The 26,988-nt window shown below is 66.9% G+C and carries 20 protein-coding genes, 2 tRNA genes and 1 riboswitch; of the genes, 18 read left to right on the forward strand and 4 right to left on the reverse strand.

The window, feature by feature from the left end:
* Window positions 1-250: 250 nt before the first annotated feature.
* Window positions 251-2,872, reverse strand: coding sequence for a valine--tRNA ligase (valS, locus tag AC5RT3_RS15950; RefSeq protein ID WP_494124644.1), 2,622 nt, complete (start codon window positions 2,870-2,872; stop codon window positions 251-253).
* 177 nt (window positions 2,873-3,049) lie between these two features.
* Here valS and AC5RT3_RS15955 point away from each other — a divergent pair, with 177 nt between their 5' ends.
* Window positions 3,050-3,808, forward strand: coding sequence for an SDR family oxidoreductase (locus AC5RT3_RS15955; protein WP_494050627.1), 759 nt, complete (start codon window positions 3,050-3,052; stop codon window positions 3,806-3,808).
* Window positions 3,809-3,829: 21 nt separating this feature from the next.
* Here the strand turns inward: AC5RT3_RS15955 and AC5RT3_RS15960 are convergent, their stop codons facing one another.
* Entirely contained in the window at window positions 3,830-4,846 is a 1,017-nt protein-coding gene (locus tag AC5RT3_RS15960) for an endonuclease/exonuclease/phosphatase family protein (RefSeq protein ID WP_494124645.1), read from the reverse strand.
* Between the two features lie 367 nt (window positions 4,847-5,213).
* Here AC5RT3_RS15960 and ileS point away from each other — a divergent pair, with 367 nt between their 5' ends.
* From ileS to ndk, 4 genes are all read left to right on the forward strand, one after another.
* Window positions 5,214-8,540 (forward strand): isoleucine--tRNA ligase, encoded by a 3,327-nt coding sequence (gene ileS / locus AC5RT3_RS15965; RefSeq protein WP_494124646.1) that lies wholly within the window; start codon window positions 5,214-5,216, stop codon window positions 8,538-8,540.
* 3 nt (window positions 8,541-8,543) lie between these two features.
* Complete coding sequence (locus tag AC5RT3_RS15970; RefSeq protein WP_494050624.1) at window positions 8,544-9,902, forward strand: bifunctional folylpolyglutamate synthase/dihydrofolate synthase; 1,359 nt, start codon at window positions 8,544-8,546, stop codon at window positions 9,900-9,902.
* 2 nt (window positions 9,903-9,904) lie between these two features.
* Window positions 9,905-10,369 (forward strand): DUF4233 domain-containing protein, encoded by a 465-nt coding sequence (locus AC5RT3_RS15975; protein WP_494050623.1) that lies wholly within the window; start codon window positions 9,905-9,907, stop codon window positions 10,367-10,369.
* A 79-nt stretch (window positions 10,370-10,448) separates the two neighbouring features.
* A complete protein-coding gene (ndk, locus tag AC5RT3_RS15980) occupies window positions 10,449-10,862 on the forward strand; it encodes a nucleoside-diphosphate kinase (protein ID WP_494050622.1) in 414 nt (137 codons plus the stop codon).
* A 71-nt stretch (window positions 10,863-10,933) separates the two neighbouring features.
* Here the strand turns inward: ndk and AC5RT3_RS15985 are convergent, their stop codons facing one another.
* The gene (locus AC5RT3_RS15985; RefSeq protein ID WP_494124647.1) at window positions 10,934-11,602 is read right to left on the reverse strand and encodes a vitamin K epoxide reductase family protein; all 669 of its coding nucleotides are present in this window, start codon (window positions 11,600-11,602) and stop codon (window positions 10,934-10,936) included.
* Between the two features lie 438 nt (window positions 11,603-12,040).
* Between AC5RT3_RS15985 and AC5RT3_RS15990 the strand changes: the two genes are divergently transcribed.
* The 13 genes from AC5RT3_RS15990 (at window position 12,041) to AC5RT3_RS16050 (ending at window position 25,566) form a co-directional block, all read left to right on the forward strand.
* A complete protein-coding gene (locus AC5RT3_RS15990; RefSeq protein WP_494124648.1) occupies window positions 12,041-15,382 on the forward strand; it encodes an Rne/Rng family ribonuclease in 3,342 nt (1,113 codons plus the stop codon).
* A gap of 151 nt (window positions 15,383-15,533) precedes the next feature.
* Window positions 15,534-15,631: riboswitch (TPP riboswitch) on the forward strand.
* A gap of 7 nt (window positions 15,632-15,638) precedes the next feature.
* The gene (thiD, locus tag AC5RT3_RS15995) at window positions 15,639-17,189 is read left to right on the forward strand and encodes a bifunctional hydroxymethylpyrimidine kinase/phosphomethylpyrimidine kinase (RefSeq protein ID WP_494051327.1); all 1,551 of its coding nucleotides are present in this window, start codon (window positions 15,639-15,641) and stop codon (window positions 17,187-17,189) included.
* A gap of 262 nt (window positions 17,190-17,451) precedes the next feature.
* Window positions 17,452-17,760, forward strand: a complete 309-nt coding sequence (rplU, locus tag AC5RT3_RS16000; protein ID WP_142045052.1) for a 50S ribosomal protein L21 — start codon at window positions 17,452-17,454, stop codon at window positions 17,758-17,760.
* A 58-nt stretch (window positions 17,761-17,818) separates the two neighbouring features.
* On the forward strand, window positions 17,819-18,082 hold the full coding sequence (gene rpmA, locus AC5RT3_RS16005) for a 50S ribosomal protein L27 (protein ID WP_009372867.1): 264 nt from the start codon (window positions 17,819-17,821) through the stop codon (window positions 18,080-18,082).
* 115 nt (window positions 18,083-18,197) lie between these two features.
* A complete protein-coding gene (gene obgE, locus AC5RT3_RS16010) occupies window positions 18,198-19,787 on the forward strand; it encodes a GTPase ObgE (RefSeq protein ID WP_494124649.1) in 1,590 nt (529 codons plus the stop codon).
* Complete coding sequence (proB, locus tag AC5RT3_RS16015; RefSeq protein WP_494124650.1) at window positions 19,777-20,928, forward strand: glutamate 5-kinase; 1,152 nt, start codon at window positions 19,777-19,779, stop codon at window positions 20,926-20,928. Before obgE ends, proB begins: the two co-directional genes overlap by 11 nt.
* 26 nt (window positions 20,929-20,954) lie before the next feature.
* Window positions 20,955-22,331, forward strand: a complete 1,377-nt coding sequence (locus AC5RT3_RS16020) for a glutamate-5-semialdehyde dehydrogenase (protein WP_494050617.1) — start codon at window positions 20,955-20,957, stop codon at window positions 22,329-22,331.
* Window positions 22,332-22,411: 80 nt separating this feature from the next.
* Window positions 22,412-22,642 (forward strand): hypothetical protein, encoded by a 231-nt coding sequence (locus AC5RT3_RS16025; RefSeq protein ID WP_494009386.1) that lies wholly within the window; start codon window positions 22,412-22,414, stop codon window positions 22,640-22,642.
* A gap of 13 nt (window positions 22,643-22,655) precedes the next feature.
* On the forward strand, window positions 22,656-23,312 hold the full coding sequence (gene nadD, locus AC5RT3_RS16030) for a nicotinate-nucleotide adenylyltransferase (protein ID WP_494050616.1): 657 nt from the start codon (window positions 22,656-22,658) through the stop codon (window positions 23,310-23,312).
* 7 nt (window positions 23,313-23,319) lie between these two features.
* Window positions 23,320-24,654, forward strand: a complete 1,335-nt coding sequence (locus tag AC5RT3_RS16035; RefSeq protein ID WP_494050615.1) for a hypothetical protein — start codon at window positions 23,320-23,322, stop codon at window positions 24,652-24,654.
* A gap of 39 nt (window positions 24,655-24,693) precedes the next feature.
* The gene (gene rsfS, locus AC5RT3_RS16040; RefSeq protein ID WP_479771346.1) at window positions 24,694-25,095 is read left to right on the forward strand and encodes a ribosome silencing factor; all 402 of its coding nucleotides are present in this window, start codon (window positions 24,694-24,696) and stop codon (window positions 25,093-25,095) included.
* Between the two features lie 115 nt (window positions 25,096-25,210).
* Window positions 25,211-25,283: transfer RNA gene (locus AC5RT3_RS16045), tRNA-Ala, on the forward strand.
* Window positions 25,284-25,493: 210 nt separating this feature from the next.
* Window positions 25,494-25,566, forward strand: a tRNA-Ala gene (locus tag AC5RT3_RS16050).
* Window positions 25,567-25,647: 81 nt separating this feature from the next.
* On the opposite strand, the gene AC5RT3_RS16055 is transcribed toward AC5RT3_RS16050, so the two are convergent.
* Window positions 25,648-26,970 carry a class I SAM-dependent methyltransferase gene (locus tag AC5RT3_RS16055; RefSeq protein WP_494050614.1) on the reverse strand — a complete coding sequence of 441 codons (1,323 nt, stop codon included), beginning with the start codon at window positions 26,968-26,970 and terminating at the stop codon, window positions 25,648-25,650.
* Between the last annotated feature and the right edge of the window lie 18 nt (window positions 26,971-26,988).

The raw sequence follows: 26,988 nt of genomic DNA on the forward strand, positions 1-26,988 counted from the left end.
GCCTCCGGCCGGGACAACAATGGTTCTTACCCACTTCGAAAGAAGCGGGACGCAGGAACCAAAGATTCAGTGACATGTATCTGACGCAGCCTTTGGCAAAGCCAGATACAAGCTACCAGTGACGAGGTAGGAAGACCTGAAAGTCCAAGGATCCTGCCAGACCATCAAGTCGTCACCAGATGGCCGAAAAGTCGAAGCCCCACCAACGGCAAAACGCTGATGGGGCTTCCCCTTTGCCCGAAATCGGGTGCTAGGCCTTGGCGGGCTCGTCCGTGACGGCGAGGTCCACGCCGCTGACCGTCAGCTCCCCGTCGCCCGCCACAAGGGCGATCTCCCGGGCGTTGGACGCCGCTTTCAGGTCGGACAGGCCGGCCTGCAGCTGCGCGGTCAATGCCTCAGGCGCCGTGATGGTCGCGGACAGCACCTCCGTGCGCTGCTTGACCTTCGCCTCGGACTTGGCCTTGCGGACACCGCTCAGTGCGAGTCCCACGGTGGCCAGCATGGTGGTGTCCCCGCCGGGAACCTCCAGCCCCGTGGGCCACTCGGCGCGGTGGACTGAACCATTGCGCCACCAGCTCCACACCTCTTCGGTGGCGAAAGGCAGGAACGGCGCGAACAGCCGCAGCAGGGTGTCCAGGGTGGTGGCCAGGGCCGCCAGCACCGAAGCCTGCTCGGCCTCGCCGGCCGCGCCGTACGCACGGTCCTTGACGAGTTCAACGTAATCGTCGGTGAACTGCCAGAAGAAGCTCTCCGTGATCTGGAGCGCCCGGGCGTAGTCGTAGTTGTCGAACGCCTTGGTGGACTCCCGCACAACCTCGCCGAGCTGGGCCAGCAGCGCCCGGTCCAGGGGATTGGTGAGCACGGCCAGGTCCGCACGAACAACCGAGTTTTCCGTGGCCCCCAGGTTGAGGACGAACTTGGAGGCGTTGAGCAGCTTGATGGCCAGGCGGCGGCCGATCTTCATCTGGGCGATCTCGTACGCAGTGTCGGCGCCGAGACGGGCGGAGGCTGCCCAGTAGCGGACGGCATCGGAACCATACTCGTCCAGGACGTCGGTGGGAACCACCACGTTGCCCTTGGACTTGGACATCTTCTTGCGGTCCGGGTCCAGGATCCAGCCGGAGATCGCAGCGTGCTTCCACGGCGCGTTCTTCTGCAGTGCGTCGGCACGCACCACCGAGGAGAAGAGCCAGGTCCGGATGATGTCATGGCCCTGCGGGCGCAGGTCGAACGGGTAGACCTTGGCGAAGAGGTCCTCGTCGCGGCTCCAGCCGCCCACAATCTGGGGAGTCAGCGAGGACGTGGCCCAGGTGTCAAAGATGTCGGCGTCGCCGGTGAAGCCGCCCGGCACATCGCGCTGGGATTCCTCGTAGCCCGGTGCGGCGTCGGCCATCGGGTCCACTGGAAGCTGCGCATCCGAGGGAACGATGGGTGCGTCGTAGTTTGGGTTGCCTGCATTATCCAGCGGGTACCAGACGGGGATGGGCACGCCGAAGAAGCGCTGCCGGGAGACCAGCCAGTCGCCGTTGAGCCCCGAAATCCAGTTCTCGTAGCGTGAGCGCATAAAGGAGGGGTGGAAGTCGATCTCGTGGCCGCGCGAAATCAGCCGCTCGCGGCGGTCCTCGTCGCGGCCGCCGTTGCGGATGTACCACTGCCGGGAGGTGACAACCTCGAGCGGTTTGTCGCCCTTCTCGTAGAAGTTCACCGGGTGCATGATCTTCTTCGGCTCACCCTCCAGGAGGTCCGCGGCGGCCAGGAGCTCCACCACGCCTTCCTTGGCGCTGAAGACCGTCTTGCCAGCGATCTTCGCGAAGGCCTCACGGCCGGCGTCGGTGGTGATCCACTCCGGGGTTTCCCCGACAATCCGGCCGTCGCGGCCCACGATCGCGCGGGTGGGCAGCTGGAGTTCGCGCCACCAGGTAACGTCCGTCAGGTCGCCGAAGGTGCACACCATGGCGATGCCGGAGCCCTTGTCCGCCTTAGCGAGCGGGTGGGCCTTGACCTCAACCTCGACGCCGAAGACGGGGGAAGTGACCTTCTTGCCGAACAGCGGCTGGTACCGTTCGTCGTCAGGGTTGGCCACGAGCGCCGCGCAGGCAGCCAGGAGCTCGGGACGGGTGGTCTCGATGTAAATCTTTTCCCCGTCCTCGGTGAAGAAGGGGTAGCGGTAGTAGGCGCCGGGCACTTCGCGGTCTTCGAGTTCGGCCTGCGCCACGGCGGTCCCGAAGGTGATGTCCCACAGGGTGGGGGCCTCGGCCATGTAGGCGTCGCCGGCAGCGAGGTTGGCCAGGAAGGCACGCTGGGAGGCGGCGCGCGAATTGTCGTCGATGGTCCGGTACGTCAGTTTCCAGTCGACAGACAGGCCCAGTGTCTGGAACAGGTTCTCAAAGACCTTCTCGTCCTCGACTGCCAGTTCTTCACACAGTTCGATGAAGTTCCGGCGGGAGACCACGTCGAAGTCCCGCTGGTTCTTGGCCGGCTGGGCCGGCGGGCGGTAGTCCGGGTTGTAGGGGATGGCAGGGTCGCAGCGGACGCCGTAGTAGTTCTGCACCCGGCGTTCGGTGGGCAAGCCGTTGTCGTCCCAGCCCATGGGGTAGAAGACGTTCTTGCCGGTCATGCGCTGGTAGCGGGCCAGCACGTCGGTCTGGGTGTAGGAGAACATGTGCCCCACATGCAGCGACCCCGAAGCGGTGGGCGGGGGAGTGTCGATCGAGTAGACCTGCTCCCGGGTGGTGTCGGGGTTGAACTTGTAGGTTCCCTCGGCCAGCCAGCGCTGCGTCAGAGCAGCTTCGAGGCCCTCGAGGGCCGGCTTGTCAGGAACGTTGATGGGGGCGGTGGTGGGCGTGTCTGTACCCTGCGTGTCTTCAGCCATTGGGCAATTCTTTCATGCTCCGTTGCATCGCACAGAACCGCGGCGGACCAGCATGCCGCCCATGGGTGCCAAAGGAGCCGGCTTCGTGTAAAACGGATCTACGATCCGCCGGCGGACGACGACGGCTGCCGGGTCCTGACGGACAGGCTTCGGGCAGCGGGCGGCTAGGGTGGTGCCATGACTGACGATGTGCACAAGAAAGCAGCTTTGGTGACCGGCGCGAGCAGCGGGATCGGGGAAGCCGCCGTGCGCGCCCTGGCATCCGGCGGATGGACAGTCTTTGCCGTCGCCCGCCGGGCGGACCGCCTTGAGGCACTGGCGGCCGAAACCGGAGCAATCGCTATTCCTGCTGATATTTCCGTGGACGAGGACGTGTCCCGGCTGCTCAGCCGGGTCACCGAAGCAGGCGGCATCGACACCCTCATCAATATCGCCGGTGGTGCCAGGGGCGCAGACAGGATCGCGGAGGCCAGCACGGAGGACTGGGACTGGATGTACCGGGTGAATGTCCTGGGCACCATGAAGCTGACCCGCGCCTTCCTGCCCATGCTGCGTGCAAACGGGGAGGGAACGGTGCTGAACCTCACCTCCACCGCCGGCCTTGCAGCGTACGAAGGCGGCGGGGGCTACAACGCCGCAAAATACGCCCAGCGTGCCATGACCGAGGCGCTGCGGCTCGAAGAAGCCGAACACAACGTCCGCGTCATCGAAGTTGCGCCGGGACTGGTCCACACCGAGGAATTCGCCCTCAACCGGCTCGGAAACCGGCAGGCTGCGGACAAGGTCTATCAGGGAGTGGAGAAGCCCCTGACGGCCGGGGACGTGGCGGACGTGGTCCGGTACGCTGTCAGCGCCCCCCACCACGTCAACCTGGACCAGATTGTCATCCGGCCGGTGGCCCAGGCCTCCAACTACAAGCTCATCCGGAAGGGCTAGCCCGGGCGGGCAGGACCAGGCCTACTTCACCCGGACCGCCAACGTGGCCAGGACGGCGGCGTGGTCCGTGCCCGCCACCCGGCGGACCGAGTAGTTCGAACCCGTGATGTCCGGGCTCGTGACCAGATGGTCCAGCGTCACCCCGGGAAGGTAGAAGCCGCGCATCGGCCAGGTGGGGACCAGGCGGCTGCCCGCGGCTGCGGAGACGTCCACCAGTGGCCTTGTCCCGCCGCCCCCTGCCAGCAGTTCCCGGAACTCCCGGTGGTCGAGGGTGGCGTTGAAATCGCCCGCCAGCAGGAGCGGTCCCGCCCCGGCGTCGATCCGGTCCAGTGCCGCCAGGTCGCTGCGCCATTGGGCCAGGCCGTCATCCACCGGTGCGAGGGTATGGACGGCCACCACCCGCAGGGCCGCTTCCTGCCCCGCAGCCGACAGGTCGACGCTGACCACGGGCATCGTGAACGGGCTGTCGGGCACAACCCCCACCTCCCGGAGCGGAAGCGAGGAAAAGATGGCAGCGCCCCCGGCCCTGCGCCCGGGATGCTCTACCTGTTGGGGGAGCAGGCCTGGCAAGCCTGCCGCGGACAGCCTGTCCGCCAGTTCCCGGGTGTATTCCGCCACCACCAGCAGGTCCACCTGGTGTTCCTCCACCAGGCCCACGATGCCGGCCGCGTCCGCCCTGCCCAACTCCGCATTGATGGCCATGGCCTTCACTTCCACCACCGGCTGGCCGGCGTGGGCAGTTTCGGGCACAGCCGTCGCCGGGGGAAACAGCCACAGCACCTGGACACCGAGGAGCGCCGCGGTCACCAGTTGCAGCGGCCTGCTGCGCGCGGGAATGGACAGCAGGAAGGCCACGGCGGCCGGCACCGTGAACCAGGGAACAAAGGCCAGCAACTGCACGGCCAGCACAGGCCAGTCAGCGGGAATCGCGCGCAGCAAGCCAATCAGGGCAACGGGAGCGGCGGCGGCTGCCGAGGCCCAGCGGAATGCCCGGGCGCCACGAAGCCGGGCGGGCGGGACCGGGGCCGCGTCACTCATGCCTCCGATTGTAGGGACTGCCGGCGGGAAGCGGGCGTGCTGAATGGAAACCTTCGCCCGATGGATAGTAGAATCGAAACCGGCTATGACCCGGCAATCACCGGTGAGCTTCCGGAAGAACACGCGGACGGGCTTGTCGAACCTGGCATCCCCGGTACGCGCCAGTAGAACCGGACGGGTAAGCCCGTCACAGCAGTAATGAGTGGCCGTCGTCGCGTACGTTCCTTCCGGAACGCGCAACGCGGTAAGTGAGGTGGTACCGCGGTGAGCGTGGAGTCCGGCGGACAACACGGAAGCCGTCCTCGCATCCTGAACGGAACAGAAGGCGCAAGCCGGCAGTTCGCCAAGCTCAACCCAGGATGTCGACATGACGTATTACCCCAAGGCCTCAGCCAGTACTTCCACCAGCGCGTCGTCCGTCGGCGGTGCCGCTGTGTCCGCCTCCGTGAGGTTCCCGGAGATCGAAGAGCGCATCCTGAAGTACTGGGACCAGGACGGCACCTTCCAGGCCAGCATCGACCAGCGCAGCGCCGACGCCCCCGGCGGTGAACCCGGCAGCAACGAGTTCGTGTTCTACGACGGCCCGCCCTTCGCCAACGGACTGCCGCACTACGGCCACCTCCTCACCGGCTACGCCAAGGACCTGGTGGGCCGGTACCAGACCCAGCGCGGCAAGCGCGTCGAGCGCCGCTTCGGCTGGGACACCCACGGGCTCCCCGCCGAACTGGAAGCCATGAAGCAGCTGGGCATGACCGACAAGACCCAGATCGAAGCCATGGGCATCGACAGGTTCAATGACGCCTGCCGGGCATCCGTCATGAAATATGCCGACGAATGGCGCAGCTACGTCACCCGCCAGGCACGCTGGGTGGACTTCGACAACGACTACAAGACGCTCAACGTCGAGTACATGGAGTCGGTCCTCTGGGCTTTCAAGCAGCTGCACGAGAAGGGCCTGACCTACAACGGCTACCGCGTGCTTCCATACTGCTGGAAGGACGAGACGCCGCTGTCCAACCACGAGCTCCGCATGGACGACGACGTCTACAAGAACCGGCAGGACCAGACCGTCACGGTCACGTTCCCCATCACCGCCGGGCAGTCGGACCTGTCGAAGCAGCTCGCGGGCGTCCAGGCGCTCGCCTGGACCACCACGCCCTGGACCCTGCCCACCAACGCCGCGCTCGCCGTCGGCCCTTCCATCACCTACGCCGTACTGCCGGCCGGTCCGAACGGCATCAAGGCTGCGTCCGCGGACGCGCCCGTCACCGGCAGCTTCCTGCTGGCCGCCGACCTGGTGGGCAGCTACGCAAAGGACCTGGGCTATGACGGCTTCGAAGCCGCGCAGGCCGCCGTGGTGTCCACCCACACCGGCGCAGAGCTGGAGGGCCTGGCCTACGAGCCGCTGTGGCATGACTTTGCCGACAACGAAAAGTACGGCATGGAGAACGCCTGGCGCTTCCTGGCGGCCGATTACGTCACCACCACCGACGGCACGGGCATCGTGCACCAGGCCCCCGCCTACGGCGAGGACGACCAGAAGGTCTGCGAGGAAGCCGGGATCCCGGTGATCCTGTCCGTGGATGAAGGCGCCAAGTTCCTGCCCCTGTTCAAGCACGGCGACCTCCACGACATCGTGGGCCTGCAGGTCTTCGAGGCCAACAAACCCATCACCCAGGTCCTGCGCGCCCAGGGCCGGCTGGTCAAGCAGGCAAGCTACGAGCACAGCTACCCGCACTGCTGGCGGTGCCGCAACCCGCTGATCTACCGCGCCGTCTCCTCCTGGTACGTAGAGGTCACCAAGTTCAAGGACCGGATGTCCGAACTGAACCAGGAGATCAACTGGATCCCCGGCAACGTCAAGGACGGGCAGTTCGGCAAGTGGCTGGAAAACGCCCGTGACTGGTCCATCAGCCGCAACCGCTACTGGGGCAGCCCCATCCCGGTGTGGCAGTCCAGCGACCCCGAATACCCCCGCACCGACGTCTACGGCTCACTGGCGGAAATCGAGGCCGACTTCGGCCGGCTGCCCCTGAACAAGGACGGCCAGGTGGACCTGCACCGCCCGTTCATCGACGAACTCACCCGTCCCAACCCGGATGATCCGCGCACGCCCGAAGAAGGCCAGTCCGTCATGCGCCGGGTGGAGGACGTCCTGGACGTCTGGTTCGACTCCGGCTCCATGCCCTACGGCCAGGTGCACTACCCGTTCCAGAACGAAGCCTGGTTCGACACCCACAACCCGGCAGACTTCATCGTCGAATACATCGGGCAGACCCGCGGCTGGTTCTACATGCTGCACATCCTCTCGACGGCCCTGTTCGACCGGCCTGCATTCCGGAACGTGATCAGCCACGGCATCGTGCTCGGGTCCGACGGGCAGAAGATGTCCAAGAGCCTGCGCAACTACCCGGACGTGTCCGAAGTACTGGACCGCGACGGGTCGGACGCCATGCGCTGGTTCCTGATGTCCAGCCCCATCCTGCGCGGCGGCAACCTGATCGTCACCGAGCAGGGCATCCGCGACGGCGTCCGGCAGGTCATCCTGCCGCTGTGGAACGTGTACAGCTTCTTCACGCTCTACACCAATGCCGCCAACGACGGCGCCGGCTATGACGCTCAGCTGCGCTACGACGGGTACACGGACACCCTGGACCAGTACCTGCTCGCCAACACGGGCGAGCTGGTGCGGAACATGACGGGGCAGCTGGACACCTACGACATCTCCGGTGCGTGCGACGGGCTCCGCAGCTACCTGGACATGCTCACCAACTGGTACGTCCGCCGCAGCCGCCAGCGCTTCTTCGACGAGGACCGGGACGCCTTCGACGCCCTGTACACCGCCCTGGAGGCTGTCTCCCGTGCCGCCGCATCGCTGCTGCCGCTGGTCACCGAGGAAATCTGGCGCGGGCTCACCGGCGGCCGCTCCGTGCACCTGGCGGACTGGCCCGACGCCGCACTGTTCCCGGCCAACCCGGACCTGGTCCAGGCCATGGACCGGGTGCAGCAGATCTGCTCCACCGGTTCGTCCCTGCGCAAGGCAGCGAACCTGCGTGTCCGCCTGCCGCTCCAGGAACTCACCGTGGTGGCACCCGGTGCCGATGCGCTGGAGGGCTTCGCCGCCGTCGTCGCGGACGAACTCAACATCCGCTCGGTCCGGCTGCTGGACGCCGCCACTGCTTCCCCCGAGGAGTTCGGCATCCAGCAGAAGCTGGTGGTCAACGCCCGCGCTGCCGGACCCCGCCTGGGCAAGAACGTCCAGGTGGCCATCAAGGGATCCAAGTCCGGTGACTGGTCCGTGGATGATGCCGGCGTCGTGACCGCGGGTGGGCTCCAGCTGGAACCCCAGGAGTACACTCTGGAGACCGTCGTGGCAGAATCCGACCGCGGTTCGGCGTCCGTCGCAGTGCTTGCGGGCGGCGGCTTCGTGGTCCTCAACACCGAGGTCACACCGGAACTCGAGGCCGAAGGCCTGGCACGCGACATGGTCCGCGCCATCCAGCAGGCCCGCAAGGACGCCGGACTCAACGTCAGCGACCGGATCCGCACCACGGTGACGGCACCGCAGAACGTGGTGGACGCCCTGCTGGGGAACGCGGACCTGGTCAAGGGTGAAACGCTGACCGTGGACCTTGCTGCGGAACCTGCCGACCTGGCCGAACCCGCCGTCGCCGTCGAAAAAGTGGAGGCTTAGGACATGACCGATCACTTCTCAGTGGAAAGTGTCTACGCCGAACTGCTCGGCCGGGCACCGGAAAACAAGATGGAACCCCGGCTGGCTCCGCTCTTCCGGGCCATGGAGGTGCTGGGCGAACCCAACAAGGCGTACCCGATCATCCACGTGACGGGCACCAACGGCAAGACCTCCACCTCCCGCATGATCGAAGCCGTGCTCCGCGCACACGGGCTGAGCACGGGCCGCTACACTAGCCCGCACCTTTCCAAGGTCACCGAGCGCATCAGCATTGACGGGCATCCGGTCGCTGACGAGACGTTCGTCCGGATCTGGGACGAGATCCGCCCCTACCTGCAGATCGTGGACGCCGAACTGGAAGCGGAGGGGCAGCCGCGCCTCACGTACTTCGAGTGCCTTACCATCCTGGGCTTCGCTGTTTTCGCGGACCAGCCGGTCAACGTGGCCATCATCGAGGTGGGCCTGGGCGGCATCACCGACGCCACGAACGTGGGCGACGGCCAGGTCTCGGTCGTCACCCCGATTTCGCTGGACCACACCGATCTGCTGGGGGACACCCCCGGCGACATCGCACTGGAGAAGGCCGGAATCATCAAGCCGGGCGGCTACCTGGTGAGCGCAGCGCAGCCGCTGGACGCCGCGCAGGTGCTCCTCGAGAAAGCCAAGGACGTGGGCGTGCCGTTCCGCTTCGAGGGCGTGGAGTTCGGCGTCGAGTCCCGGAGCGTGGCGGTCGGCGGCCAGATGGTCACCATCCAGGGCATCGCCGGCCGGTACCCGGACCTGCTGGTGCCCCTGCACGGCGCCCACCAGGCCCAGAACGCGGCCGTGGCGGTGGCCGCGCTGGAGGCATTCTTCGGCGGGGAAAAGGAACTCAACTTCGAGGTGCTGCAGGAGGGCTTCGCCGCGGTGACGTCCCCCGGCCGGCTGGAAGTGGTGCGCACTGCGCCCACCATCATTGTGGACGCCGCCCACAACCCGGACGGCATCAAGGCGTCAGCCGCCGCACTGCAGGAAGCCTTCACGTTCACCCGCCTTGTTCCCGTGGTGGGCGTGCTCAAGGAAAAGGACGCCGAGGAGATCCTGCGCCAGCTCAAGGAATCCCTGGGTGGCGTTGCCGAGGAATACTGCTTCACGCAGTCGAACTCGCCGCGCGCCGTTCCGGCCGCCGAACTCGCCGAACTGGCCGTTGACCTCGGCTTCGGCGAGGACAACGTGCACATCGCCGAGAAGCTGGACGACGCCCTTGAATGGGCCGTGGAGCGGGCCGAAGCCAATGACGACCTCTCCGGCGGCGTCCTGGTGACCGGCTCCATCACGCTGGTGGCGGAAGCCCGCATCCTGCTCGGAAAGACGGAGGCGTAAGGATGGCCCGGCTCACCAAGGCACAGCGGCAGTGGCGGCCAGGCATGCCCAGGAAGCGCCGCTCCACCAAGGTCATGTTCGCCTCCACGGTGCTGCTCCTGGAAGCATTCGTGATGTTCTTCGCCACCCTGGCGGTATTCGGCCTGCGCCGCGGCGAGTTTCCGCCGGCGCTGATCCTGGGCGTCGGCATTGGCCTGAGCGTGGTCATGGTCCTGGCCTGTGCAGTCCTGTCAAAGCCCTGGGGCATCGGGCTCGGCTGGATACTGCAGATCGTGCTGATCCTGACCGGCATCTTCGAACCCGCCATGTTCCTCGTGGGGGCCTTGTTCGCACTTGCCTGGTGGTACGGAATCAGGACCGGCATCCGGCTGGACCGCGAAGCCGCCCAGCGGGAGCGCGAGCAGGCCGAGTGGGAAGCGGCCCATCCGGACCAGGCCGCCGGGCCCGGCCAGCCGCAGACCCCCTGAACCGGACTGAACCGACCGGACCCTGCCGGCGGGTCCCCGTAGACTTGTCCCGAAACCCCACCAACGCATTGGAGCAGTTGTGACCACTGAGCGCACCCTCGTCCTGATCAAGCCCGACGGCGTCGCCCGTAACCTCACCGGTGCCATCCTGGCCCGCGTCGAAGCCAAGGGATACACCCTTGCTGAACTGAAGAAGGTGGATGCCACCCGCGAACTGCTCGAGCAGCACTACGAGGAGCACGTTGGCAAGCCGTTCTATGAGCCGCTGGTTGAATTCATGCTCAGCGGGCCCGTGGTGGCGGCCATCTTCGAGGGCCACCGCGTCATCGAAGGCTTCCGCTCGCTGGCCGGCACCACCGATCCCACGACGGCGGCCCCGGGCACCATCCGCGGCGACTTCGGCCGGGACTGGGGCCTGAAGGTCCAGCAGAACCTGGTGCACGGCTCCGACTCCACCGATTCAGCCGAGCGCGAGATCAAGATCTGGTTCTAAAGGACCTGAACGAAGCAAAGGGAAGGCCGGTGTTCATCAGAACACCGGCCTTCCCTTTGCTGTCGTTGCGGCTAGAAACCTGACGTCCCGGCGAACACCTGGATGAACGAGAAGAAGATGCTGGCGGCCACGGCCACGTAGAGCAGGGCCACGATGATCCAGCCGGAATCAGCCACCAGGCGGGCAGCGCCAGTGCGGATGGGGATGATTCCGGCGCTGATGTTCCGGATGGTCACCCAGATGAAGAGGGGGATCATGGCGGCCCACACGATCATGCAGAAGGGGCACAGGATGTGGATGTCGTAGAGGGCCTGCGACCACAGCCACACCACGAAGGCGAATCCGAGCGTGACGCCCGTCTGCAGGCCCACCCAGAACCAGCGGGCAAAGGTGGCGCCGGACAGCAGTGCCATGCCCACGGTGATGATGACGGCGAACGCCACGATCCCGATAAACATGTTGGGGAAGCCGAACAGGGAGCTCTGCCACGTCTTCATCACATCCCCGCAGGAAATCCAGGGATTGACGTCGCATACCGTGGTGTGGTTCGGGTCCTGGAGCACTGCAAGCTTTTCCAGGACCAGCGTTCCCGAGGCCAGCCAGCCGACGGCGCCGGTGATCACCAGCAGCCAGCCGAAAGGCTGGTTGCGGGCCATGAAGGGCACGGCCGCGGAACTGCTGTCCGGGCCGGTGGTCCGGTCCGGGGCTTCGGTGCCGCTGGCGGGGGAGATGCTGGGCATTGGTTTGGCGTCCTTTTCGTCCGGTGCTCCTTAGCCCGATTGTAACGCCGCGGGCTGGAAGCCATTCCCAGGAAAAAGGGGCAGCAGCCTCCGCCTCCGCCGTGATTTAGTCCGGATGTGAGAGAATGAACCTGGCTGGAAGCCGATCCACATTCGGACTCCGGTCCGGTGGACTGTTCTCAAGACCGCCAATGATGAGCAGGGCAGGCTTCGAAGGCTGACGGCACTCCCGCGACTCCATTGGACGGCACCTGGTTGTGGCATGTAGAACAACGGGTTTCAGGACATCCCCCGGCTCCCACGGGCTGCCGCACCCCAATGCCGGTGCGAACCTGGGAGTATCCACTTGACTTCTGTCAACGCCTGCGGGTTTTGACAATATGTGCCCCAATGGGTGCCGGATGTGGCGGTGCGTCAGGGGCAGGAGTGTAGCTGCATATGGAAAACGAGCAAGACCTGGCCGTTAACGGCGATGCGCCGGCCTCCGAGGCCCCCGTCGCACCCAAGAGGACCCGCCGCAAGGCGGTAACGAAAACCGACGACGCCGGTACTGCCGCGGAAGGCATCGTTCCGGCCGACCCCGCCACCGCGGAGAACGTTGAGGCTGCGGCCGAGGAAACCAAGGCGCCGGCCCGCCGCACCCGCGCCCGTAAAAAGGTTGACGCCGCGGAGCCCCTCCCGGCCTTCGCCGGGGATGCCGCAGAGACTGGAGCCGCTGCGGCTGACACCGCGGAGGGCGCGCCTGCTGCCCCGGAAACGGAAGTGGCAGAGAAACCCGTCCGCCGCCGTCGGGTTGCCACCCGGAAGGCAGCTGCCCCGGCAGCCGAAGCTGCAGCAGCGCCCGCTGCGGAAGCTGCTCCGGCGCAACTGGAGTCGGCAACTGCTGGCGAGGCAGTAGAAACCGGTGCCCCCGCCGCAGCATCTGCCGAGGAGCAATCACCTGAGGCAGCGCCGGAAGAGGCACCGGCAGCCCACGACGCCGGCCGGGCGCCGTCGGACGCGGCCGCTGCAGGCGACGCGCCGCAACACGCCGCTGCAGGGGAGCCCGCCGAAACGGAGGAGCCTGCGAAGGAAGCTGCCAGCGCCTTTGCCTCACTGTTCCTGGAACCGGCTTCCCCCACTTCCGTACTGTTCCAGGCCCCGGACCTGAGCACTGTGGTGCGCCCGGCTCCGGCCGTCCCGGAGGATGTGGAAGAGGACGACGCCGAGGACGGCGACGCCGACGATTCCGCCGGCCGCCGCAGGCGCCGCAGCCGCGGCCGCCGCAGCCGCAGCCGCCTCGAAGATCGTGACGCGGAGGCTGCCACTGACGGCGAAGCCGGCGACGACGCCGAAGCGGAGGGCGACGAAGCGTCCGCCCTCCTGGAAGAGGGCGTCACATCCCGCCGGCGGCGCCGGCGGCGCCGCGGCGACCAGGACCTCGAACTGACCGGCGGCGGGGACGACGATCCCCCCAACACCGTCACCCGTGTCCGCGCCCCGCGCGCGGTGACCGAGCAGGCCGCCAGCAACCGCGTGACCAGCGTCAAGGGTTCCACCCGCCTGGAAGCGAAGAAGCAGCGCCGGCGTGAGTCCCGCGATACCGGCCGGCGCCGCACCGTCATCACCGAGGCGGAGTTCCTGGCCCGCAGGGAATCCGTGGACCGCCAGATGATCGTCCGCCAGCGCGACGACAGAATCCAGATTGCCGTCCTCGAGGACGGTGTCCTCGCCGAGCACTTCGTCTCCAAGACCCAGCAGGACTCGCTGATCGGCAACGTCTACCTGGGCAAGGTCCAGAACGTGCTGCCCTCCATGGAGGCAGCATTCGTGGACATCGGGCGCGGCCGCAACGCCGTCCTGTACGCCGGTGAGGTGAACTGGGAGGCCGTCAACCTCGAAGGCAAGCAGCGCCGGATCGAAAACGCGCTCAAGTCCGGCGACACCGTCCTGGTCCAGGTGACCAAGGACCCGGTGGGTCACAAGGGCGCTCGCCTGACCAGCCAGATCTCGCTGCCCGGCCGCTACCTCGTGTACGTTCCCGGCGGGTCCATGACGGGCATCTCACGCAAGCTGCCCGACGTCGAACGCAACCGCCTCAAGCGCATCCTCAAGGACCGCCTCCCGGAGCAGGCCGGCGTCATTGTGCGCACCGCGGCCGAAGGGGCGTCCGAGGAAGAGCTGACGCACGACATCAACCGGCTCCGCGCCCAGTGGGAAGGCATCGAAAGCCAGTCCACCTCCACCAAGGTGCTGGCCCCCGAACTGCTGTACGGCGAACCGGACCTCACCATCAAGGTGGTCCGCGACGTCTTCAACGAGGACTTCTCCAAGCTGATCGTGTCCGGTGAAGAGGCCTGGGACACCATCGAGGCCTACGTCACCTACGTTGCCCCGGACCTGGTGGGCCGGCTCGAGAAGTGGACCAAGGACCAGGACATCTTCGCCGCCTGGCGGATCGACGAGCAGATCCACAAGGCCCTGGAACGGAAGGTCTTCCTGCCGTCCGGCGGTTCCCTGGTGATCGACCGCACCGAAGCCATGACCGTGGTTGACGTCAATACGGGCAAGTTCACGGGCAGCGGCGGCAACCTTGAGGAAACCGTCACCAAGAACAACCTCGAAGCAGCCGAGGAAGTGGTGCGCCAGCTCCGCCTCCGGGACATCGGCGGCATCATCGTCATCGACTTCATCGACATGGTCCTTGAATCCAACCGGGACCTGGTGCTGCGCCGCCTGGTGGAATGCCTGGGCCGCGACCGCACCAAGCACCAGGTTGCCGAAGTCACGTCCCTGGGCCTGGTCCAGATGACCCGGAAGCGCATGGGCACCGGGCTCCTGGAGGTCTTTGGCGAGCAGTGCGAGGCCTGCGCCGGACGCGGCGTCGTCACCCACGACGACCCCGTGGAGCACCGCCGCGCCAACATCGTTGCTGCCGAGCACCACGTGCAGCGCACCGACAGCCGGCCGGAATCCCGTGCCGAAAGCCACCGGAACGAGGGCCAGCGGACCGACAGCAGCCAGCCCGGGGGACGCCCGGATCGCAAGCGGCGGCGCGGACGCGGCGGCCAGCAACCCGATGCTGCGCCGGCGCCCGCTGTGCATGTCCACACGGTCCACCCGGACCCGGCCGACGCCGAGCGCCACGCCAAGGCTGAAGCCACCAGGCTGGCCCTTGCCAACATCGCGGCGGCCGCGCATGCGGCGCACCTGCACGACGACGAGGTCGCGGCGGCCAGGCAGGCCCAGTCGGCCCAGCCCGCGGCGCCTGCCGTGGAAGAGAAGCACGACGCCGGTACCCCGCCACGGCCTGCGGCTGTCCTGACCTTCGGCGGCGAGAAGGTTGCCCTGCCCTTCGTGGAGCACGCGGAGGAGCAGCAGCCCCGCCCTGCCCTCACCCTGGACAGGCTCGCGGAAGCCTTCGCCCACCTGGGCGAACCGGCGCCTGCCGCCGAAACCCCCGCGGAAGAACAGGAAGCCACGCGGCCCGAGGCGGTTCCGGCACAGGCGGAACAGCCGGCTGCCCCTGCGGAAGCTGAGAAGGACTGGTCTGACCACACGGTGGACCAGTCCCGCCAGCGGCGGCCGCGGCGCAACCGCAGCGCTAGCCGCGCCCAGGGTGCCGCCAACGAAACCAGCGTGCAGCAGCACGAGAACGTTCCGGCACCCAGCGCCGGACACAGCCATGCTGCCAAGGCCCCGGAACCCGCATCGGCCTCGCAGGAACGCAAGGAAGGCGCGCCCAAGCCCGCCGAGGCGCCCATCATCCTGGGCGTGGGGGTTCCTGCCTCTGAGCTTTAAGCCCAGGCAGGGCCACTGGGTAACCCGGGAAGTCCCCGTCTCGTGGACCGTTCCCCTCCGTATTCCGGGGGGAACGGCCCATAAGGCGGGGACTTTCCTGCATGCGGTGGCTGTCACTTTTCCCGGGCTCCCAGGTCAGCGGCTAGGCTGGGTAACCGACACGGGGTGCCGCGCGAAGGGCCGGCTGAGATCCAGACCCGTTGAACCTGTCCGGCTAGTACCGGCGAAGGGATGTCCTTTGTCTTCGACCCTCTTTATGCCCGCGGAAACTTCCCAGCCCGACGCAATCCCGGATGCGACCGTCCAGGCCGCGCCCGCCCAGCCAGCGCTGCGCCGGGACGTGCCGCGCGTCCTGTCCATTGCCGGTTCGGACCCGTCCGGCGGCGCCGGCATCCAGGCGGACCTGAAAAGCATTGCGGCGCACGGCGGCTACGGCATGGCTGCCATCACCGCCCTCACCGCGCAGAACACCCGCGGCGTGGCTGCCGTCCACCTGCCGCCCGCGTCCTTCCTCGCCTGCCAGCTGGATGCCATCAGTGACGACATCAGCATCGACGCCGTCAAAATCGGCATGCTGGGCGACGCCGGGGTGATCGCCACGGTCCGGACCTGGCTGGAGAAGGTGCGTCCCGCCGTCGTGGTCCTTGACCCGGTAATGGTGGCCACCAGCGGTGACCGGTTGCTCCAGGAATCCGCCGAGGCAGCGCTCCGCGATCTGCTGCCGCTGGCCCACCTCATCACCCCGAACCTGGCCGAACTTGCCATGCTCGTGGGCGAAGAACCCCGGGATTCCTGGGCCGGGGCCCTGGAACAAGGGCGAAAGCTGGCCGATGCCACCGGAGCAACCGTGCTTGTGAAGGGCGGCCACCTGTCAGGTGCGCAATGCCCGGACGCCCTGGTCAACACCGCCGGCCTGCTGCGGGCGGAGGTCATCGAGGTACCGGGGGAGCGGGTGGCCACCAGGAACAGCCACGGAACGGGGTGCTCGCTGTCCTCTGCAATGGCCACGGTGCAGGCTCGGCGGGGGGACTGGGAGGCGTCGCTGCGGGAAGTGAAGCCCTGGCTGGCGGGGGCGCTCGCGGACTCCGCCCGGCTTGAGGTAGGAGCCGGCAACGGGCCCGTGCACCACTTCCACCACCTGCGGGCAGTTCCGCAGCCGGGGTCATTCGAAGCCCTGCTCTGGACTGAAGCTGAAGCGGACCTGGACGCCATCTACCGCCTGGACTTCATCCGCGGCCTGGTCTCGGGCAGCCTGCCGGAGAAGGAATTTGCCTATTACCTGGCCCAGGACGCCATCTACCTGAACGGCTACTCCCGCGTGCTGGCACGGGCAAGCGCCTTGGCCCCCACGGAGGCGGAGCAGCTGTTCTGGGCCGGATCCGCGCAGCAGTGCCTGGAGGTTGAGTCCGAGCTGCACCGATCCTGGCTCAGCACGCGCCCCGTCCAGGCCGAACTTGGCCCCGTGACAAAGTCCTACGTCGACCACCTCACGGCGGCCTCCGCGTCGGGCAGTTACGCGGTGCTCGCCGCGGCCGTCCTGCCGTGCTTCTGGCTGTATGCGGAGGTGGGCAAGACCCTCCACGCCCAGTTCCTCGCCGCGGGCGAACCGGCCGGCCACCCGTACGCGGAGTGGCTCCGGACGTACGCTGACGAGGATTTCGCCGAAGCGACCCGGAAGGCCATTGCCATTGTGGATGCGGCCGGGCGAAGCGGCTCGGACGCCGAGCGGGCGGACATGGTCACGGCCTTCAAGCAGTCCTGCCGCCTGGAAGTGGACTTTTTCGACGCGCCGCGGCTGCACGCCTGAGCCTGTGGCGCCCGTCCCGCCGGTACCATGGTTGGTGCGCGGCCCCGCTGTCCGGCCGGCCTGTGGTTCCTATCACAGCCGGCGCGCAGGAGCCAGCCTCATTTGCGGCCGAAGACAAAATTAGCGTAGTCTAGTTCTTCGGTGCTTACGCCAACACTTGGGTTATGACCCCACGGCGTTGAGGCACAGCGAGAAGCCAGCCTGTTAGAGCCGGTTCCGCACGCAAATTTAGTTAGAAACGTCGAGAGAAGTGAGTTCCCAAGTGGTGTACGCGATTGTCCGCGCAGGCGGCCGCCAAGAGAAGGTTTCCGTCGGAGACTTCGTTACCCTGAACCGCGTCGCCGGTGGGGCTGGCAGCACCATTCAGCTGCCCGCACTGCTCCTGGTTGACGGTGACAAGGTCACCTCTGCCGCTGCTGACCTGGCCAAGGTAACTGTTACAGCTGAGATCCTGAACGACCTCCGTGGTCCGAAGATTGTGATCCAGAAGTTCAAGAACAAGACCGGTTACAAGAAGCGCCAGGGTCACCGCCAGGAACTGACCAAGGTCAAGATCACTGGTATCCAGTAACCTTCGTTACTGTTCAGGTTTTTAGCAGATCCCCAGAACTTAGAGGCAGGCATTTCAAATGGCACATAAAAAGGGCGCGAGCTCCACTCGCAACGGTCGTGATTCCAACGCTCAGTACCTCGGCGTAAAGCGCTTCGGCGGCCAGGTTGTTTCCGCCGGCGAGATCATCGTCCGCCAGCGCGGCACCCACTTCCACCCGGGCGCTGGCGTGGGCCGTGGCGGCGACGACACCCTGTTCGCACTGACCCCGGGCGCCGTTGAATTCGGTACCCGCCGCGGTCGCCGCGTCGTCAACATCGTTGCTGCTGCAGCTGCAGAGTAACAACCAGCATCAAAGCGGTGGAGCGGGCCTGATGGCCCGCTCCACTGTTCTTTTAACCGCATTACAATCGTGATGGCGCTTTCGGCGCCGCGAAAACAGCACTGAGGAGATTTACGTGGCCAGCTTTGTAGACCGGGTAGTACTGCACGTATCCGGCGGTAGCGGCGGCCACGGGTGCGTCTCCGTCCACCGGGAGAAGTTCAAGCCCCTCGGCGGGCCCGACGGCGGCAACGGCGGCAACGGCGGCGACGTCATCCTGCGCGTGGACCACCAGACCACCACCCTCCTGGACTACCACCACGCACCGCACCGCCACGCCACCAACGGGGGCCCCGGCATGGGTGACTGGCGCGGCGGCAAGAACGGCGAAACCCTCGTGCTGCCTGTGCCCGACGGCACCGTGGTCAAGTCCAAGGACGGCACCGTCCTGGCCGACCTCGTTGGCGAAGGTGCCGAGTATGTGGCCGCGGCCGGCGGCATTGGCGGCCTGGGCAACGCTGCCCTCGCATCCCAGAAGCGCCGTGCGCCGGGCTTCGCGCTGCTCGGCATCGAGGGTGAGTCCCGGGACATCGTCCTGGAACTGAAGTCCATCGCCGACATCGCGCTTGTCGGGTTCCCGTCAGCGGGCAAATCAAGCCTCATCGCCGCCATGTCCGCCGCCCGCCCCAAAATCGCCGATTACCCGTTCACCACCCTGGTGCCCAACCTGGGTGTTGTGCAGGCAGGGGACGTCCGCTTCACCATTGCCGACGTTCCCGGGCTGATCGAGGGCGCCAGCGAAGGCAAGGGCCTCGGCCACAACTTCCTGCGCCACGTGGAGCGCTGCGCCGCGCTGGTCCACGTCCTTGACTGCGGCACCCTGGAATCGGACCGCGACCCCCTCAGCGACCTCGCCATCATCGAGGCCGAGCTCGAAAAGTACGCCGTGGACATGAGCTACGCCGGCCAGGACGGCGAAGTGGTTCCGTTGAACCACCGGCCTCGCCTGGTTGCCCTCAACAAGGTGGACCTGCCGGACGGCAAGGACATGGCGGAATTTGTCCGGCCGGAGCTGGAATCCCGCGGGTACCGGGTGTTCGAGGTGTCCGCCACCAGCCATGAAGGCCTCCGCCAGCTCGGTTTTGCCATGGCAGAAATCGTCAAGGCTGCCAGGGACGCAGTGGCAGCTGCGCCGCCCAAGGTGCAGCCTGCCGTGCTGCGGCCCCGCGCCGTCAACGAAACCGGCTTCCGGATCCGCCGCGAGGAAAAGAACCTCGAGCCGCTGTTCCGCGTCCTGGGCGAAAAGCCCGTGCGCTGGGTCAAGCAGACCGATTTCACCAACGAGGAAGCCATCGGCTACCTCGCCGACCGCCTGGCGAAGCTCGGCGTGGAAACGGAACTGTTCAAGCAGGGCGCCAAGCCCGGCGACACCGTGGTGATCGGCGAGGATGACGGCGTCGTCTTCGACTGGGAGCCCACCATGATGGCGGGCGCCGAACTCTTGGCCTCGCCACGCGGCACGGATGTCCGTTTTGCCGATATCGGCGACCGGCCCACCCGCAACCAGAAGCGTGAGGAACAGCAGGAACGCAAGGATGCCAAGGCCGCCGCGCGCGCTGAACTCGAAGCTGAGCGTAAGGCCGGCATCTGGACTGAGTCCGTGAGCAGCCGCCGCGTTGCCAAGCCGCTCAAGGAGAGTGGACTGGACGCAGACAATGAGTTCTAGGGCTGCCGCCACGGAACCGGTCACCGGTTCGGTGGACAGGAGTGTGCTTGCCAACGCCCGGCGGGTGGTGGTGAAAGTCGGTTCGTCGTCGCTGACGAGCATCAAGGGCGGCATCTCGGAGGAATCGCTCGTCGCCCTCGCCGACGCCCTGGCCGCCAAGCGCAACGCGGGCACGGAACTGATCCTGGTGTCCTCCGGTGCCATTGCCGCCGGGCTGGCCCCGCTGGGCCTTGCCAAGCGGCCGCGGGACCTTGCAACCCAGCAGGCCGCGGCCAGCGTGGGGCAGGGACTGCTGATGGCGCGCTACACGCAGGCCTTCGGCGCGCACGGCGTGACGGTCAGCCAGGTTTTGCTCACCGCTGAAGACCTGATGCGCCGCAGCCAGCACACCAACGCCTTCCGGGCCCTTAACCGGCTCCTGAACCTGGGCGTGGTTCCGGTCGTCAATGAAAACGACACCGTGGCCACGCACGAAATCCGGTTTGGTGACAACGACCGCCTCGCGGCCTTGGTGGCCCACCTGGTCCGGGCCGACGCGCTGGTGCTGCTGTCCGACGTTGACTCGCTCTACGACGGCCCGCCGTCGCTCGGGGCGAAGCGGATTCCCCTGGTCGAAGGCCCGCATGACCTCGAAGGCGTCACCATCGGCAAGGCGGGCAAAGCCGGCGTCGGCACCGGCGGCATGATGACCAAGGTGGAGGCCGCTACCATGGCCGCCGGTTCCGGCATCCACGCCCTGGTCACCTCCACGCCCAACGCGTCCGCCGCCCTGAATGGCGAGGACGTGGGCACCTGGTTCACGGTCAACGGGGCGCGCAAGCCTGTGCGTCTCCTCTGGCTGGCGCACGTGGCGTCCGTGCAGGGCCGCCTGGTCCTCGACGACGGCGCGGTGCGGGCCGTCCGGCACCACCGCACCTCCCTGCTGCCGGCGGGCATTTCAGCGGTGCACGGGGATTTTGAAGCGGGCGACGCCGTCGAGATCGCAGGTGCCGACGGCACCGTGGTGGCGCGCGGGCTGGTGAATTACTCGTCCGTGGAATTGCCCCGCATGCTCGGCCGGTCCACCCGGGACCTTGGGGAGGAACTGGGCACCGGCTACGACCGCGAAGTTGTTCATGTTGACGACCTGGTTCTGGTCTGAGCCGCGGGCTCGCCTAAACTGGGAACATGACTGAGGCCCTGATTTCCAACACTGCTGACAATTCCGTAGACGCTGCCGCTGCCGGTGCGCAGCCGGTCACGCCTGCAGCAGCGCCGGAATCCGCTTCGGTTCCGCTCTCCGATGCGGACGTCCAGGCCGCAGTCCACGCCATCGCGGATCGCTCACGCACCGCCGCCCGCCGGATGGCCATGGCCAACCGTGCCTGGAAGGACCGGGCGCTGCGGGCAGTGGGCGCCGCCCTGGAGGAGAACGCCCAGGCAATCCTGGCCGCCAACGCCAGGGACGTCGCCGCCGGCAAGGCCAACGGCACCTCTGCTGCCATGCTTGACCGCTTGACCCTGACCGAGGCCCGTATCGCCGGGCTGGTGGCAGCACTGGAAAACCTGGCCAACCTGCCGGACCCCGTCGGCAACGTGGTCCGCGGCCAGACCCTGCCCAACGGCCTGCGCCTGCGCCAGGTGAATGTCCCCATGGGCGTGGTGGCCGCCATCTACGAAGCCCGCCCCAACGTCACCGTTGACATCGCCGGCCTGGCCCTCAAGAGCGGCAACGCCGTGATCCTGCGCGGCGGCAGCGCTGCGGAGGCCACCAACGAGGTGCTGGTGCGGGTGCTGCGCGAGGCCCTCGAATCCGTGGGCCTGCCTGCCGACGCCGTGCAGACCGTGGACCCGTACGGACGCGCCGGCGCCAACGTCCTCATGCGGGCCCGCGGCAGGGTGGACGTCCTGATTCCCCGCGGCGGCCGCGACCTCATCCAGACAGTGGTCAATAACTCCGCCGTCCCCGTCATCGAGACGGGGGAGGGCAACGTGCATATCTTCATTGACGAATCAGCCGGCGAAGAGATGGCCGTGGAGATCCTGCTCAACGCCAAGACCCAGCGGCCCAGCGTCTGCAACACTGTTGAAACGCTCCTGGTCCACTCCGGGTCCACCGTGCTGCCCGCCGTCGCTGCCGCCTTGAGCAAGGCCGGGGTACGGCTGCACGCGGACGACCGCATCCGCGCCGCCCTGCCTGACTCCATCGAGTCGGAACCGGCGACGGATGAGGACTGGGGCACGGAGTACATGAACCTCGACCTGGCGGTGGCCATGGTGGACAGCCTCGATGAGGCCGTCAGCCACATCCGTGCCTGGTCCACCGGCCACACCGAGGCCATCCTCACCAACAACCTGGCCAACGCTGAACGGTTCATCGCCGAAGTTGATTCGGCAGCCGTCATCGTCAACGCGTCCACGCGGTTCACCGACGGCGGGGAACTGGGGCTGGGTGCCGAGGTGGGCATTTCCACGCAGAAACTGCATGCCCGCGGTCCGATGGGCCTGACCGAACTCACCACCACCAAGTGGATCGTGCAGGGCGAGGGCCAAGTCCGCGGGTAGCAACGCGGTAACATAGACCAGACGCCAGAAAGCAGCGGACTTTTCCGCTGCCACCAACCTTTGAAACTCTAGGGGAGAACATGCTGCTCCAGCAGATCGCCATGACCGTCGCCGAAGGCGAAGAACACGAACTCGCGCCGTTGTGGGCTGAGCCGTGGGTCTTCGGCGTGGTCATCTTCGCCATCTTCCTGGTGCTGATGTTCGTCACACTCTCCTATAAGAACCTGGGCAACCGCCACTCTGCCACCGAAGAGCACGCGGATCCGCACCGCCAGCACCCGAACAAGCACGATCACGGGCAGGGCCACTAACATCTCCCGCGTTTTGCGCCACAGCGGCCCCCACCGCAGGCTGCGCCTGGGCGTGATGGGTGGGACATTCGATCCCATCCATCACGGCCACCTGGTTGCAGCCAGCGAAGTTGCCGCCGAGTTCGACCTGGACGAGGTGGTTTTCGTCCCCACCGGCCAGCCGTGGCAGAAGTCCCACAAGCAGGTCAGCGAGCCCGAACACCGGTACCTCATGACGGTCATCGCCACGGCCTCGAATCCGCGGTTTACCGTGAGCCGGGTGGACATCGAGCGTCCCGGCCCCACCTACACCATTGACACCCTCCGTGACCTGCGCGCGCAGCGTCCGGACGCGGATCTCTTCTTCATCACCGGGGCGGACGCCCTGGCCCAGATCCTGTCCTGGAAGGACATCGATGAACTGTGGTCGCTGGCCCATTTCGTTGGCGTCACCCGGCCGGGCCATGTGCTGGACGGCATGGGGCGGGACGACGTGAGCCTGCTCGAAGTGCCCGCCATGGCCATCTCGTCCACAGACTGCCGGGCCCGGGTAGCGGCACACGACCCCGTCTGGTACCTGGTGCCGGACGGCGTGGTGCAGTACATCGCCAAGTACGGTCTCTATGCCCAGGTGCCGGCGGGCCGAAACCAGCCATCCGCCGAAGCACGTGAACCAGCCAGTACTGAATGAGTTCTCAATGAGTCAGGAACAGCCCCCCATCCGCAGCCGCCGGGAACTCCGGAAGGCAAGGGATGCCCAGCAGGCGACCGTGTCCACAGGCCCGGAGCTGCTGGCCCCTGCCACTGACCGGCAGCCTGCCACGCTGCCCGGCACCAAGCGCCCGGCCGGCCCGGGCCCTGATGCGAGCCTTCCTGCTGCCGCCGGGGAGGCGGCTTCCGCCAAGACTGCCGAACCGGCCTCCATGCAGCGGTCATCCCAGATCCGGGCTCGGGACCGCGCAGCCTTGCGCACCATCAAGGAGCTCGAAGAAAAAGAAGGCCAGCTCGCCGCCGGTGGTCCGCCCACCCGCCGCCAGCTCCGCCTGCAGCAGCTCAAGGAACAGGCGCTGACCGCCGCCAACCCCATCGTGCCGCCTGCCGTGGGTCCTTCGGCCGGTGCCTCCGGACCCGCCGCCGCTACTGACGGGAAGGAGGAGGCAGCACAAGGCGCTGCCTTGCCCGCCGCAAAGACCCCGCCTGCCGCGAAGACCCCGCTCGCCTCGAAGAACCCGCCCGCCGCCGCAGGAGGGCCGGTTGCCCCTGCCCGTTCGGGCGGCCCTGAGGGAATGACGGTCGAGCAGGCCCTTGCCGCCAGGGCCCTGATCGCGGAGCAGGCCAGGAACCAGATTGCCAAAATGGAGCACATTGCCTCCACGGATCCGGAAGCGGTGGACCCCGATATCCTGGCGGAGCAGATTGCCCTCGCCGAACGCGCCGCCGTCATGAACCGCCGTGCCCTGGCCAAGCAAAAACTCGCCGAACAGGCCGGCACGCCACCGGTCCCGGGGAAGGATCCGGCCTCCAAAGACACCGCTTCCCGGGTGCGGCCCGGCCCGTCAACAGCCAGTAACCTGGCCATGGTCACTCCGCTTGAGTTCGTGCAGGTGCCCGGCGTTGACCGCCCCGTGATGAAGCCCCCGGCCACTTCCCACGTTCCCGTTGCAACCCGCCCCGGTACGAAGGTCCAGCCTGCCGGCACCGGGAAGCAGCGGCGTCCGGCCAGCCGTTCCAACCAGGCTGCGGCGGACAGCGCATCCGGCCGATCGCAGGTCATCGCCCGTGCCGAGGCTGCCGCCCGCGCGGCCACCCGTCCCAAGGCTGTTGTCTTCCCGGAAGACCAGTCCGAGGGACTCGTCGAGGAACTGCCCAGGGTCCCAGCCAGCTCGGCCTACGGGCTGGACCCCCTGGACGCTGCCACCGCCGGGCTGGCCAGGGCAAAGCGGAACCGGGTACTGCAGCTCTGCATCCTGCTTTTCGGCATCGTGGCCCTCGTCTCCGGCATTTTCCTGATCGTCAGCGGCATGTCCAGCTGACCGGCGAGCCCCCCACACTTTTAATCAACAAGGAGTCCCGTGACTGCATCGAATTCATCCATCACCATAGCCCGCACCGCCGCAAAGGCAGCCGCGGACAAGATTGCCCAGGACATCGTGGCCCTTGACGTCAGTGAGCGGCTGGCGCTGGCAGACGTGTTCCTCATCGCCTCCGCGCCGAGCGAACGCCAGGTCAACGCCATTGTTGACGGCATCGAGGAAGAGCTGGCCAAGCAGGACCTGCGGCCGGTGCGCCGTGAAGGCCGCTCGGGTGGCCGCTGGGTCCTGCTGGACTACTCCGACATTGTGATCCATGTCCAACATGAAGAGGATCGGGTGTTCTACGCACTAGAGCGTCTCTGGAAGGACTGCCCCGTGGTGGACCTCCAGCTCGGTGATGACGCCTCCGCGAAGGCAGCGGCAGCTTCCGAAGGCGAGTAGCCGCCGCACCAGCACGGCGAATATTCCGGATTTGGAATTTTCGGAATTGCTGTTCTAAGATATTGGAGTTGCTTCGGGGTACACCCGGAAAAGCTTGCAAGAGCAGCAACAATCCGGGGCTGTGGCGCAGCTGGTAGCGCACCTGCATGGCATGCAGGGGGTCAGGGGTTCGAGTCCCCTCAGCTCCACCGGGCAAATCCGCCGGAATCGTATGATTCCGGCGGGTTTTTTGTTTTTTACCTGGGTGTACGCGGACTCCGGATGCGGTCCCCAGGACGGGTTTCATACCCCCTCAGCAGCCCCCGTACCCCCAAGATTTCCCCGATTTGGCGCAGCCGCAAAAGTGCATTAAGCTGGTCAGGTTGCTCCGGGGAATTCGACCGGAACGGCAAGAGTTCGGGGCTGTGGCGCAGCTGGTAGCGCACCTGCATGGCATGCAGGGGGTCAGGGGTTCGAGTCCCCTCAGCTCCACGCAATCCTCCATCAGGAGAAAAAGAAGAGGAACCATCCGTCAAGGATGGTTCCTCTTCTGCTTTAAGGACAGAGTGGGTGTCAGAGCCAGGCTGTCCGGCGCAGTGGAGGTTCCTCCCCGCCCGGCCGCTGCACCAGGACCTGGTTCACTCCGGTCAGGTTGTTCTCAAAACCCAGAGCACTGGAAGCCATGTACAGCCGCCACACCCGGGCGCGGCCCAGCCCGGCGAGCGCGGCTGCCTGGTCCCAGTTCTCTTCCAGCCGCCGGACCCATGCGCGCAGCGTCAAGGCATAGTGCCGGCGCAGCGCCTCCACGTCCAGGACCTCGAAACCGGCGGACTCCAGGGCTGTGACCATCTCGCCGAGGCTGATCATTTCACCGTCAGGAAAGACATACCGGGGGATGAACGAATCCGGGTCCGGGTTTGTGGGACCGGCGTTCCAGGAAATGGCGTGATTGAGCAGGCGGCCGCCGGGCCGCAGCAGCGCAAACAGTGCCGCCGCGTAGCCGGGGGTCTGTTCACGCCCCACATGCTCAGACATGCCGATGGAACTGATTGCGTCAAACGGCCCGTCTGGAATGTCCCGGTAATCCTGGACCCGGATGTCCACCTTGTCCGTCAGCCCGGCGTCGGCTGCGCGCTTCCGGGCCAGCACGGCCTGTTCCGCCGAAAGCGTTACGCCCACCACGGTGGCACCGTACTTTCCCGCCGCCTGCAGTGCGAAACTGCCCCAGCCGCAGCCCACGTCCAGCACGCGCATTCCGGGTTTCAGCTCCAGTTTCCGGCAGACAAGGTCCAGCTTCGCTTCCTGGGCGGCGTCCAGCCCCTCCACGAGGCGGGCACCTGTGGCCGGGCCCCGCGTAGCCCCGGTATCCCCTGGCCAGACGGCGCATGAGTAAACCATTGATGGTCCCAGCACCAGGGCGTAGAAGTCGTTGCCGACGTCGTAGTGGTGTGAGATGGCGGCCGAGTCCCGGCGGCGCGAGTGCAGCCTGCCTTTGCGCTGGATCCGTGCCTCCTCGGGCGGTGGCGCCGGATTGGGGCCCACGGCCCCCAGCCGGATGGCGGTGCGGACCAGGGACCAGAGTTCAGCGGGGGTGGGCGGCCGGAACGGGCCGGGTTCGGCGAACTTTCCGGCCGAACTCAACGCCGAGAACGCCTCAAAGACGTCCCCGGGCGCATCGATCTCGCCGGCAACGTAAGCCCTGCTGAGCCCCAGCTGCCCTGGTGACCAGAGCATCCGGCGCAGGGCCCGGCGGGAACGGAATTCCAGGACGGGTGCCCCCTCTGGGCCGGCTTCGGAGCCGTCCCAGGCCTTCAGGCGCAGTGGTATCTGGTCCGTTCCCAGCACGATGCCCATTGCCCTGGCCAGTTTTGCTGCCGCACCGTGGTCTCTCGTCATGGTGGCTGCCTTCCTGTA

The organism is Arthrobacter sp. Y3221159 (assembly GCF_059089885.1).